This is a genomic window from Mucilaginibacter sp. P4_D1, from assembly GCF_056401935.1.
The window spans coordinates 1-12,633 of record NZ_JBFUIJ010000019.1 but is presented as its reverse complement, the minus strand read 5'-3'; the positions used below and the strand labels follow the sequence as shown (position 1 = coordinate 12,633).

At 40.9% G+C, this 12,633-nt stretch carries 12 protein-coding genes; 5 read left to right on the top strand and 7 right to left on the bottom strand.

Translation table 11 applies throughout. From position 1 onward, the window contains the following. The first annotated feature begins 90 nt into the window (after positions 1-90). Positions 91-381 carry a hypothetical protein gene (locus AC1DV1_RS17170; protein WP_477361362.1) on the top strand — a complete coding sequence of 97 codons (291 nt, stop codon included), beginning with the start codon at positions 91-93 and terminating at the stop codon, positions 379-381. 88 nt (positions 382-469) lie between these two features. On the opposite strand, the gene AC1DV1_RS17165 is transcribed toward AC1DV1_RS17170, so the two are convergent. The 5 genes from AC1DV1_RS17165 to AC1DV1_RS17145 form a co-directional block, all read right to left on the bottom strand. After that, the gene (locus AC1DV1_RS17165; protein WP_477361360.1) at positions 470-1,180 is read right to left on the bottom strand and encodes a hypothetical protein; all 711 of its coding nucleotides are present in this window, start codon (positions 1,178-1,180) and stop codon (positions 470-472) included. A 443-nt stretch (positions 1,181-1,623) separates the two neighbouring features. Further along, positions 1,624-2,637, bottom strand: coding sequence for a hypothetical protein (locus tag AC1DV1_RS17160; RefSeq protein WP_477361358.1), 1,014 nt, complete (start codon positions 2,635-2,637; stop codon positions 1,624-1,626). A gap of 22 nt (positions 2,638-2,659) precedes the next feature. Continuing rightward, a complete protein-coding gene (hscA, locus tag AC1DV1_RS17155; RefSeq protein ID WP_477361356.1) occupies positions 2,660-4,516 on the bottom strand; it encodes a Fe-S protein assembly chaperone HscA in 1,857 nt (618 codons plus the stop codon). Positions 4,517-5,006: 490 nt separating this feature from the next. Beyond that, complete coding sequence (locus AC1DV1_RS17150; RefSeq protein ID WP_477361354.1) at positions 5,007-6,320, bottom strand: MFS transporter; 1,314 nt, start codon at positions 6,318-6,320, stop codon at positions 5,007-5,009. A gap of 144 nt (positions 6,321-6,464) precedes the next feature. Beyond that, entirely contained in the window at positions 6,465-7,274 is an 810-nt protein-coding gene (locus tag AC1DV1_RS17145) for an SDR family oxidoreductase (protein ID WP_477361352.1), read from the bottom strand. Between the two features lie 324 nt (positions 7,275-7,598). Here AC1DV1_RS17145 and AC1DV1_RS17140 point away from each other — a divergent pair, with 324 nt between their 5' ends. Together AC1DV1_RS17140 and AC1DV1_RS17135 are read left to right on the top strand one after the other, a co-directional pair. Further along, positions 7,599-8,045 carry a DUF1572 family protein gene (locus AC1DV1_RS17140; RefSeq protein ID WP_477361350.1) on the top strand — a complete coding sequence of 149 codons (447 nt, stop codon included), beginning with the start codon at positions 7,599-7,601 and terminating at the stop codon, positions 8,043-8,045. Between the two features lie 232 nt (positions 8,046-8,277). After that, positions 8,278-9,474 carry an NADH-quinone oxidoreductase subunit D gene (locus AC1DV1_RS17135; RefSeq protein ID WP_477361534.1) on the top strand — a complete coding sequence of 399 codons (1,197 nt, stop codon included), beginning with the start codon at positions 8,278-8,280 and terminating at the stop codon, positions 9,472-9,474. 427 nt (positions 9,475-9,901) lie between these two features. On the opposite strand, the gene AC1DV1_RS17130 is transcribed toward AC1DV1_RS17135, so the two are convergent. Then, entirely contained in the window at positions 9,902-11,002 is a 1,101-nt protein-coding gene (locus AC1DV1_RS17130; protein ID WP_477361348.1) for a S1C family serine protease, read from the bottom strand. 15 nt (positions 11,003-11,017) lie between these two features. Then, positions 11,018-11,587: an RNA polymerase sigma factor gene (locus AC1DV1_RS17125; protein ID WP_477361346.1), complete on the bottom strand. Its 570-nt coding sequence runs from the start codon at positions 11,585-11,587 to the stop codon at positions 11,018-11,020. 401 nt (positions 11,588-11,988) lie between these two features. Here AC1DV1_RS17125 and AC1DV1_RS17120 point away from each other — a divergent pair, with 401 nt between their 5' ends. Together AC1DV1_RS17120 and AC1DV1_RS17115 are read left to right on the top strand one after the other, a co-directional pair. Beyond that, positions 11,989-12,180 carry a hypothetical protein gene (locus tag AC1DV1_RS17120; RefSeq protein WP_477361344.1) on the top strand — a complete coding sequence of 64 codons (192 nt, stop codon included), beginning with the start codon at positions 11,989-11,991 and terminating at the stop codon, positions 12,178-12,180. Between the two features lie 182 nt (positions 12,181-12,362). Continuing rightward, on the top strand, positions 12,363-12,581 hold the full coding sequence (locus AC1DV1_RS17115) for a hypothetical protein (RefSeq protein WP_477361342.1): 219 nt from the start codon (positions 12,363-12,365) through the stop codon (positions 12,579-12,581). The last annotated feature ends 52 nt before the right edge of the window (positions 12,582-12,633 follow it).

Here is a 12,633-nt window from a genome sequence, read left to right as displayed (position 1 = left end):
TAAATTATTAGTTATATATCAAATATCCAAATGGTAAACAATTTTTGTTATTTGAGGTTGAGTAGATATAACAATTAAAAAACACAACTTATGGATAAGCTAAAGAAATTCGGACTGATGGAGAAAATTGTCCATGAACTGGAAGACTTAAAAAACAGCCAGCAGGCAATCATCACCAAACTGGCTAAAATAGAAGTAGATAACATTGACCTTGGCGATAAACGCCTGGAAAAAGATTTGCCCGACATGCACCAGCGTGTTGCCGATAACCTGGACACCATTGCCAGCATCCTGCAAGATTTTGCCAGCCAAACCGAAAGCTACAGCGATAAAAATAACATTACCGCGCTAAGAGAGCAGGAAGCCATCGACAAATTGTAAAAGTTTGTTATTACATAAAAAGGGCGCCTTGAACTGAGGCGCTTTTTTTAGCGATTTTACTCTTTGGGCTCAAACGGTTGCCTATTAGCTATTTCGCCGCTGCCTTCTCAGCTTCCTTCCTCCTGTTACGGTTATATTTCTTTATTGCCTTAAAGTAATTTTTACGCTGAATATTTTCCAGGGCATCAATATCATTCCCTACCATCTGTTTTAAGTTCTCCTCTGTGCATTTTACTATGGGGCCGTCATCATGTAACTGAATACCAACAATTGTGCCCTCATAAAAATACTGCCCCGTTTCTTCGCTCAGGAACGAATATACATTGATATCGCCCGATACCACCTTAAACATCCAGCAGCTATCTTTAGCAATACCTTTAAAAAACTTCTCGGGCTCGGTATTTTGAAAAGCTGACCTTGGATTGGAAATCACGCCAAGGCCACGTTCGATACTGACAGTTTGATCAGGGTAAATCTTTTGGTTCCTGTTCGAATCACTCTTTGGCAGGCTCTTATCTACATAAAGCAGGTAAGTTTTATGCGTGGTTTCGTCGGTTAATATCCGTGAATTTATCTCCTTACGGCTGCCATCTTTCATAGTTGCAAAAAACGTGTGTTTGAAGTTAAAATCAGCCCGGTTCAGCATCATCATGTTCATCATATTCATTTGCATTTGCATGTTCATCTGCATACTTTGCCTGCTCAGCATAGTATTTACCGCTGCCATATTCTGGGCCGAAGATATTTTCCCGGCCAAAACAATAAAAAGGATCAAAAGATATTTACAAAACGGTTTCATTATGATTATTTAGGTAGGCTAATATATAATTTTGAAAAGCATATAACGCATACGCTTAATATAAACATCAATAAAAGAATGAAGCTTTAGTGGTAAGGACGATGCCTTCGGCCCGGGCTAACCGCTCATACTGCACAGGCCTTATTCACAGGCCGGTATCCGCTTTTATCCCTATCGCAACTGTCTGAATCAGAATTTTTCACCTTTTGTTTGCTTTTAAGAGGTGTTCAAGAAGGCTGCGCCGTTTACCGAATTAAAGAATAAGCAGAATGACAAAACATCTCCCCGGGGCAGGATGATGTATAACTTTAGCAGTATCGATTTTGGCATTTTAGTTACTTCAATTGAAAGCTGAACCATGGTTCACCACGAGGTGAAACCTCGCGACAGCTAATCAAAAAAATCCTGTCTTGATTCTTGACTCTTAATTCTTGATTCTATTTTTACTGATACTGTATATAAACAGGGCTCGGCTTTAACGCCAAAACCTCTTTAGGAGTAAGCATGCGTTTAGGTCCGTTTTTGATATCGTTTTTATAAAATAGCTTGAAGCCGGTAAATTGTACAGGCTCGGCAGCAATAAAGTATTTATAGGTTCCTTTTTTAAGGTCGGGGCCGCCCCAGCCGTCCATATCCATCACCAACTGAACTTCACTGCTTAGCTTGATGTCTTTATAATTGGTTACCATGCGTTTGGTAAAGCGGTGTATGATAAAAATTTTAGGCGGCAGGTTATTTTTCCTCACCAGGCCAGCCAGGTATTTGGATACATAGTTAATATCGTCGGCATCAAATGTACCAATGCGTTTACCTGGCACACTCCCCTCCTTCATGCTAAATTCCGGGTCGATACCTAAATGTACATTGGGCATCAGCAAATATTTTTCGAGTTTGGGAATCTCGGTTTGTACGGTGCTGAAACCAACCTGCAGATCAAGGAATACCAGCGCATTCATGGTTTTTGCCATGGCTATTACTTTATCTATCTGGCTAAAAGGCATCCTTAGGTTATGCAAGCCATTGCGGCCGGCATCGGCCTGGGCAGTTACACAAATGTAATGCAGGGCGGGTATTACTGGCGTAAGGGTATCGGCCTTTTCCCAAGCCTCGCATTCGGCTTTTAGTTTGTCCATCATTACTTTAGGCTCGTACTCGCCTAAAACCCCCATATTTTTGGAGTACATATTACCGTAATAAGCTACTACACGGTTAAAAGGCAAAATAGCCCCGGGTAATGGCAATGGTGCGTTTTTTACCGGCCAACGCCCGGTTTTATCGCCATTGGCCATCCGCTTCATTAATGAATCGTAACGAGCGGTATCAAGGGCAGCAATATTTTTTGTAGTGTCTTTTGCATTTCGGCTTACAACACCGGCTGCATAAACTTTATTAAATGAACCTGGTAAAAAAACAGCCGCAAGGGCCAAAAATGTAAGTACTGCTGTAATTCTTCTCATCTATAAAGTTTCGTTCTGTATGTTATTCAATACTTTTGCCACGCATTGCAGTGCTAATTGCCTGATCCATTAAACGTTCGGCAAAGGGCCTGGTAAATTCGTTTACTTCGTCTATATTTTTCAAAATGAGGTCTTTATCCCCCGTAGCAATAGCATTTTTTAAAGCGGCTATATAACTGATTGTTTGTTCAGTTTCCGCTGCCGATACATAGCTGCCATTCTTTTGCAAAAACCGCTCCACGGTATAAACCATCTGCTCGCCTTCAGTACGTGCTTCTATGAGCATACGTTCAGTTACATCGTCTTTAGCGTGGGTAATGCTATCCAATAGCATTTGCTCTACCTGTTCGTCGGTAATGCCGTAGGTGGGTTTTACCTCAACCTCCTGCTTAACGCCGCTGCGCAATTCAATAGCCTGTATGGTCAGGATGCCATCTGCATTCAGCAAAAAGTTGATATCTACTTTCGGGAAACCAGCTGGCATACTCGGGATGCCTTTCAGGTTAAACTCGGCCAGCTTGCGGTTTTCTTTGATCAGGTCGCGCTCTCCCTGGTAAACGGCAATTTTCATGTTTACCTGCCCGTCTATTGATGTGGTGTATTGCCTGCCGCCTTTGGTAGGCACCTTGCTGTTACGTGGAATAATGACATCCATCAGGCCACCCATGGTTTCGATACCGAGGGATAATGGGGTAACATCAAGCAATAAGATGTCTTTACGGTTACCGGCCAGTATATCGGCCTGTATAGCCGCCCCTAATGCAACCACTTCATCGGGGTTAACATCATCATGTACCGGGCGGTTAAAAAATTCGGCCACCATTTTCTTAACCAGTCCTGTACGGGTTGATCCACCTACCATGATCACTTCATCAATCTCTGCTACGCCGAGTTTAGCATCTTTAAGCGCGTTTTGGCAACTGGTGATGGTTTGCTGCACCTTGGGCATAATCAGTTCTTCAAACGTGTTCCTGTCCAGCGTACACCATATCTCGCCTATCTTTTCATTAAATAAGCTTTGGTGGGCAAATGCCTTCTTGGCTTCCTCTGCCTTAAGGCGCAATTGCTGGGCAAGCTCGTTATTGGCTATTATTCCGGCTTTATCCAGGTTATTTTTTTCAATCCAGTAATCAACAATAATGCGGTCAAAATCATCGCCGCCTAAAAAAGTATCGCCATTGGTTGCCAATACCTCAAAAATCCCGTTCTGAATTTGCAGTATCGATACATCAAAAGTACCGCCGCCAAGGTCATACACGGCAATGGTTTTTACTTCTTCGGGATCAAGCCCAATGCCATAGGCTAAACTTGCTGCCGTTGGCTCGTTAACAATACGTAAAACATCCAGCCCGGCCAGTTTACCGGCATCGCGGGTAGCCTGGCGCTGCGAATCATTAAAATAAGCGGGAACGGTTATTACCGCACGGTTGACCGGCGTTTTAAGCGCATGCTCGGCACGGGCTTTCAACTCTTTTAGTATCAGGGCCGATAGTTCAATAGGCGTATAAAATTTATCGCCTACTTTAATTTTTACCAGGCTCTCGGTATCATCGTCAATAACCTTGTACGAGAAAAAATCTTTATAATTTTCGATATCATGATAGCTGCGCCCCAATAAGCGTTTTACCGAAAAAACGGTATTCTGCGGATCGGTTATCAAATATTCTTTAGCCTCGTTACCTACCAAAATATCGCCTGCAGGCCCAAAATGGACTACCGAAGGTACCAAAACACCTTTACCTGTATCGTTGATAACATGGGGTTGCTTATCGGGATTAATAAAAGCCACCAGCGAATTGGTAGTACCCAGATCGATACCTACTATGATATCTTCTTTTTGCAGCGAGCCTGTTGCCAGGTTGATAGAAACTTTAGCCATTACTTTTACTTAACAAACCGCAAATGTACTCAGTTTTGGCAGATGCTGTGTCTTTTCAATCTCTAATTATCAAAATCAGTGCAACAGAACTGCCGAACCTTAATTAGCCGGTATTATTTCTCATAAATACCTACTTCGGGGTATTTCATAAACCTTATATATAAGCTATGTTTGTTTAAACAAACCCATCATAAACTATAAACACTGAGTAATTAGAAAATATACGACCTTATCACATCATTTTCTGAGGGGGAAATAGTTATAGTGAGGAGCCCGCTGAAGCAATTCAACGGGCTTATTTATTGAACAGGATTTAAGGATTTTGCAGGATTAACAGGATTTTTTTTCTGAATCAAAATTTTCAGAATTTAAGAATGTGCAGAATTTGCCATAGCAGCTTTCATCCTGTTAACTCTTAAATTCTGTAAACAGCGTAGCCTTCTTGAACACCTCTTAAAAACAAACAAAAGGTGAAAAATTCTGATTATGATTATGCCAGCGCTTCCGCAGCTTTCACTTTGCGTTCAAATAGCAACAGCGTGATCAGTAAAACAAACCCGATAGCAAAAAAGCCGTCCAGTACCAGCGCCGAATCACGCATTTCGCCTGTCAAGCCTTCTACAAAGCCGAAGGTGAACAAACCTACCACAATTGATAATTTTTCGGTAACATCATAAAAGCTGAAATACGATGCGGTATCGGGAATGTTTGGCGGTATGTATTTAGAATAGGTTGAACGCGATAACGACTGTACCGCCCCCATAACCAGGCCAACAAAAACGGCGGCAACATAAAACTGGTTTGCGTTTGCAATAAAGTACACGCAAGCGCATATTACGCACCACAGTCCTACTATAACCGATAGGGCTTTAACGTTGCCGTATTTTTCTGATGCTTTAGCGGTTATTGCAGCGCCAATGATGGCCACCACCTGGATAACCAGTATTATGCCTATCAATGCATCATCGGGCATTTTAAGCTCTTTGGCAGCAAAATTGGCGGCCACCAGCAAAATGGTTTGCACCCCTACCGAATAGAAGAAGAATGCCGGCAAAAACCGTTTTAGCAAGGGCAGCTGTTTAACTTTTTTGAAAACCTTAGCCAACTCCTTAAAGCCACCGGTAACCACATTATACTCATGCGATCCTGCATTTGGCGTCCCCTTGGGTAAAATGTAAAATGGAATAAGCGAGAAGCCTATCCACCATAGGGCAACTATCAGAAAAGAAAGCTGCGCCGATTTATCCTCTGTCATCCCAAACCAGGCATGCCATTGCACAAACACCAAACAAAGTACCTGCACCACAATGCTGCCTGCAAAGCCATAAATAAAGCCTTTGGCGCTTACAGCATCCTGCTTATCAATGGTGGCTATTTGCGGCAGGTAGGAGTTATAAAATACAAAGCCACCACAATACCCCACAGAGGCCAGCCCAAAACATATCATCCCAAACTCAAAGGTCTTCATGTCAAAAAAGTACAAGCCAAAGCAGGCAAGTACCCCAAGCCAGGTAAACAGTTGCATGTACAGTTTTTTGTGGCCCTTGTAATCGGCGATGGAAGTTAAAATTGGCAATAGCGCTACAATGATGAGGTACGATAGCCCGAGGATATAGTTTGACAACACCGTATTTACATACCTGTGGCCAAAAAAGGTAACCATGCCTCCAGGGTTTTCATACTGCGTAATCCCCACGTAATAAGCCGGGAATATGGTAGAGGTGATCACCATATTATATGATTGGTTGGCCCAATCGAACATAGCCCATCCCCAGATGGTTTTTTTGTTGTTTTTTTCTTGCATTGTTTTGGTAAGGCGTCGATGGAGAGTGGCTAATATTCCGAATCAGAATTTTCAGAATTAAAGAATAAACAGAATTGAAAAAAAGCATTTTCAAATTCTCAAATCTTCAAATTCTCAAATTCTCAAAATTAAATCAGCCACTCCCTATTTTATCCCGTAATGGTCGTTCATTAATTTTACAAAGATGGGGCCGGGTAAAATGGCCTTCAGGGTAGGTACAATGGTTTGGCCAATTGCGCCCACCAAATAGCTGTGGGCAGGTTTTGATTTGCCTACTATTTTAACAATTTGTGCTGCCAGTTTTGAAGRTGCGGCACCAATGCTTTCATCTTTTTCCATGGCGGCAACGGCTGCGTCAAACTCAGCTTTCAGTTTATCATTTTTAAGTGTGAACGGTAATTTTTCGCGGTTGCCGGTAAAGTCGGTTTTAAAATCACCGGGATTTACTACCGATACCTTAACACCTGTATTTTGCAATTCCATACGCAGGCTTTCGGAGTAGCCTTCTATCGCGAATTTTGATGCGCTGTATAAGCCCTGGTAAGGCAGGCCAAACAGCCCGGCCAATGAACCTATATTAATAACCAGGCCCTGCCCTTTTTCAATCATACCCGGTAAAACGGCACTGCTTACACGCACTACGCCAAAAAAGTTAACTTCAAACTGCTTTTTAGCGGCATCAACCGGCATGGCATAAAGCGGGCCTGTAATGCCGTTACCTGCATTATTAACCAAAACATCAATCTTGCCATCGGCTTTAATAATGGTTGCAATAGCCCCGTTTACAGATGCGTCATCGGTAACATCCATTTGTAAAGGCATAAATGATACGCCGCTTATGCGTTTAATATCGCGCGTGGTACCATAAACAGTGTGGCCCTGGGCAGCAAGTGCTGTTGCGGTAGCCAAACCTAAACCGGATGATGCCCCTGTTACAAGAATTACTTTTTTCATTTTTTGATTAGTGATTAAATACTTTAAGTTTTGAATTATTTATGCAGGGTAATAATTCGCCATAAAACTATAAAATTATAATTACAGGGTGACAGCCTGAGGTAAAAAAGCCTAAACTATTTTTAAACCCGGCTACTTTAGTTCAAGAATTCAGAATTCTAATTTAAAACACCAGAAATTCAATGTATTCAACGGAGCTAAACCGAAAAAAAAAATAGAAAAACTTTGAATTGATAATTTCGGCAGGCAGCTGCAAATAAATATCTTGCATTATTAAACCTAAAGATTTCTTTAGTAAAAACTTCACCACGCCATACCAGGTATATGCTAAAAGATACGCTGAAAAAACTGATAATCCGTGACCTTGAAAAGTTAAAGCACGAGATAGAAGCTTACCAAAACGAGGAAAAGTTATGGCTTATTGAAAAGAATATTCTGAATTCTGCGGGTAACCTCTGTTTACATTTGGTGGGCAACCTGAATACATACATCGGCGCAGAATTTGGTAAAACCGGTTATGAGCGAAACCGGGAAGATGAATTTGCGCTGAAAAATGTGCCACGCGCAGAACTGGTAGATAAAATAGAAAAAACGATCATCACGATTGAAAAAACCTTCAATATGATGTCAGACCATCAGTTGACTGAAAAATACCCAGCCGAGATATTCTTAAAAGATGCATCTACCGAATACTTTTTTGTGCACCTGGCCATGCACTTAGGCTACCATTTGGGGCAGATAAACTATCATCGCCGACTGCTGGACAATTGATGTATTTTGCGTATTATCTTTGCGTAAAAAGCAAACCGGCTGCTTTTCGCACAAAGATATCACTGTACAAAGCACTTCATTTTTTCCTGTTTGCGCCTTAGCCTCTTTGTGCGACTTTATTCGTCATTTTAAATTTTCAAATGGCGTTTTACTTAATTTTACATCATTTTAGCCCGATAAACGAAAAAAATACTGATTTTTGACGACAACAAAACAGCACGCAACATTGGTTATCACTAATTCAAAATACGAAGAAGCGCTTCTTAATTACAATAAAAAAATAGCCGATACCAGTGTAGAGGATATGGTGCTCAATATGGGCCCACAGCATCCATCTACCCATGGCGTTTTGCGTTTGGAACTGATAACCGATGGCGAAATTGTAAAGGAAGTAATACCGCATATTGGTTACCTGCACCGCTGTTTTGAAAAACATGCCGAATCATTAACCTATCAGCAAACCATCCCGTTTACCGACAGGCTTGATTACCTGGCATCTATGAACAACAGCCACGCTTTTGTGATGGGGGTTGAACGGATGATGGGCATCGATAAAGACATACCTAAACGCATCGAATACATCCGCGTACTGGTTTGCGAGCTTAACCGCATTGCATCGCACCTGATAGCTATTGGCACCTACGGTATAGATATTGGCGCTTTTACCCCTTTTTTATGGTGCTTTAGGGATAGGGAGCATATTATGGGCATGCTGGAGTGGGCTTCGGGCTCGCGCATGCTATATAATTACATCTGGGTTGGTGGCCTTTTTTATGACCTGCCGGTTGGCTTTGAAGAACGTTGCCGCGATTTTGTGGAGTATTTTAAACCCAAAATGGTGGAGCTTAACCAACTGCTGACCGATAACCAGGTATTTATATCGCGCACGGCAAATGTTGGCGTACTGCCTTTAGATGTAGCCATCAACTACGGTTGCAGCGGCCCTATGCTACGGGCATCGGGCCTTAAATGGGATTTGCGCCGCATTGATAATTATTCGGCATATCCCGAGCTTGATTTCGAGATCCCCATAGGTACCGGGCTGATGGGCAAAGTAGGCGATTGCTGGGACCGTTACAAAGTGCGTGTTGATGAGATTGAACAATCTGTAAGAATTGTAGAGCAATGCCTCGACCGCCTGCAAAAAGAATTGAAACGCACACCCGATTTTGACCCGCGCGCCAAAATGCCCCGCAAAACCATCCCCAAAGCGCAGGATTATTACGTACGTTGCGAAGGTGCCAAAGGCGAACTGGGTTTTTACTTTGTAGCCGACGGCAAATCCGAAATCCCCACCCGTGTAAAAGCCCGCGGGCCAAGCTTTAACAACCTCTCCGTACTGCCCGAAATTTCAAAAGGCGTACTGATTGCCGATTTGATTGCCATTGTAGGATCGATAGATTTTGTGTTAGGTGAGGTGGATAGGTAGCAGACGCAACTGTCTTGATACCTGCTACTAACTACTTGATACTAATACGGGCGTTGCCTGCGGCCGGGCTTTTTGCTCATACTGCACAGGCCTTAGCCGCAGCCTGCCCTCTTTCCTTTCGCCCGGCCGGTATCCGCGCCAATCCCTAACGCAAATTGTCTGAACCTGAATTTTTCACCTTTTGTTTGTTTTTAACAGGTGTTCAAGAAGGCTAAGCCATTTACAGAAATAAAGAATTAACCGAGTTTAAAAAGCCAATTCGAGAAATTCTAAAAATTCGTTTAATTCAAGTTCAGACATGCAAATCAAAATCCAAAAAAATCCGACAAATCCGACGAATCCCGGTTCAGAAAAGGTCTTTAATCAAAAAAGAGACACCTTACGGTATCTCCTTTTAATTATTAATTTTTATTGGAATTGGGCGTTATTAATAAGCTTTAACCATGAACACATAGTTTTTTAGCTTTTTGACTTGTTGCGGCCGACTTAACCCTGCCAGTGTATTTTTAGTACTTAACGTTAAATCTTTACTCAATGAATCGGACGGTATATTTTGGATAGCTTTTAACAAATAAGCCGATTTTTTTGCAAAACCTGCACCAGCCATCTCGGGCTGCCTGCCGCTTATAATACCAACAACGTTGCCTTTACCATCTAACAATGGGCCACCGCTATTACCCGGATTAACGGGAATAGATACCTGATATTCTGTTGTATCGCCGGAGTGGCCATTTCTCGCTGTTAACGAACCTGGGCCATAATTCTCTTCGCCGCTTGGATAACCGAATGTATAAACATCTTCGCCCAAATCACTTAATGATTTCTTAAAATTGTAAGGCACATTTCCAAGGTCTTTAAATGCAGGGTCGTTTATCTGCAATACAGCTATATCATATTGTGGTTCTGTATAAATCACTTTAGCATGGAATGATTCCCCAGCCGCATTTTGAACATATACCGAATCGGCACCATCAATCACGTGAAAATCTGTTGCAATATAGCCGTTGGATGAAAGTGCAAAACCAGTACCCCTGTATTTACCGGGACTTGTATTTGTTTTACGGCCTTTCATATCTTTTAACAAACCACTGGTTTTACCCTCCAGTGTCGCCTGTGATTTTTTTATTTTGCCTATTTCCTCGCTTAACTTTTCATAGTTAGATTGATGACTGTTAAGCTTACCTGTAAAAAACAAAGTGCTCAATATTGCAAAAATGGCTATCGACGCAGCTACCGATATTTTTGAATGGTGGTGCCTCCACATATTTACTATCCAGTTGGGCTTAATTAAAAGCTCTTCTTTCAGTGTATGTACATCAATTTCGCTGTGAATAGCATCCAGTCGCTTTTCCAGTTCAACGCGTTCGCCGTATTGTTTAATCAGCCCTACAAATAGTTTATGCTCTATTACCTTGCTGTCAACATTCGCGTCGTTTTTACGCAATGTCTCAAATTCGGCACGCTCACCGGCGGTCATATCGCCGTTTAGGTACCTGTCAATCAATTCCAGAATAAGGTTCTCGCTCATCTCTTTACACTCCTTTTACTTCTGCTGAAAAAATAACTTTTTCAGCCTTTGCAGGCATTTATACTTTTGCGTTTTGGCATTATCGGCATTGGTGTACCCAAAACGTTCACAAATCTCCTGCATCGATCTGTTATGTATATAAAAATCTTCCATAATAGTTTTACAGGGTTCGCCTAACAACTGAAGGGCCGCCTCCATTTTATTAAACTGTATATCCCGGTCATTATGTTTTTCAACCTCGTCATCAACAGGCAGGTACTCTTCAAAATCCCTGATATCGCCCCCGTACCTGTTCATCTGGCTTAACCTTTTAAGCCAAAGCCTGCGGCAAACCGAGTAAATGTATGTTTTAAGCTTACTGCTTAACTCAAACTCGCCCGATTTTATCTTGTTATAAAGAACAATGATAGCTTCCTGGTATATGTCCTTGGCATCATCCTCGTTTCCGTTATTGTTGATAATTAACTGTAATATCATCGGGAAATAGGTTGTATATAGTCTTTTTAGTACTATTTCCGAATTGTTAAGTATCCCAAGAACTATTTCGCTATCTGTTGGTGCCGAAGCTTTTAAGTCTTTACTCACTATTAATACTGTTTATGCCAAAATGTAACCCAACGTTGTAAAAAAAAGAATCAAGAGTTAAGAGTCAAGAATCAAGACTAAATGAAAAGCGTTGAATCTGATAAAAAAGGGAACGTTTAATTACCGCCCGGATACTTGACTCTCAATTCTTGATTTTCTTCAAGTGATTCTCTTCAAATGTTAATACTATAAAAGCAAATAAGGTAACCCCCTAAGGTAAATTATAGCATAGGGGCAAATCTGCAAAAAAAAAGTGGCAACCAAACTTGCTATTACCACTTTGAAAATAACCAAAAAAGTAAAAATTTTATTTTTAATTAATTTAATGGGTTACCTTTTTCATAAAAGTGTATTAACAACAGTAAACGATTAAAAATACTAACATTTTAAAACACACAACGATGAAAAACTTATTAAAAACCAGCTTTGTTGCTTTAGTTCTTGCTGCTTCTTTCGCTGCTTGTAATGGTAATGCTAAAAAAGAAGGTGGTGATACTACCGTTAAAGTTGACTCTACAGTTAAAATTGATTCTACAGWTAAAACTGATTCAACCAAAGTTGATACAGTAAAAAAAGACACAGTTAAAAAATAACTGACTGCTGTCGCGCTATAAAAAGAGCCAAGGTACTACTTGTTGCTCTTTTAATGGTTTAATAGTTTTTTTGATAAAAGGTAACCAATATTTTTTTTTAAAAATCATGGGTTACCTTTTATCATTAATTGTATTAACTACCGAACGATCAAAAAATTATTAATACTCATAAAACTCAAAACATGAAAAATTCATTCAAATTAGGTTTAGTTGCCTTAGCTATCGCTACTTCATTTGCAGCTTGTAAAGGTGCTGGTTCATCTACCCCTGTTGATTCAGCAAAAGCAGATTCAGCAAAAGTTGATTCAGTGAAAAAAGATTCAACTGTAGCAACTGATTCAACTGCTAAAGCTGGTGCAGCTAAAGTTGACTCTGTAAAAAAAGATACAGCTAAAAAATAATTATTAAGCCTTTAAACTGGCTGAAGTATAAATCTTCATGCCTTTTTATAGA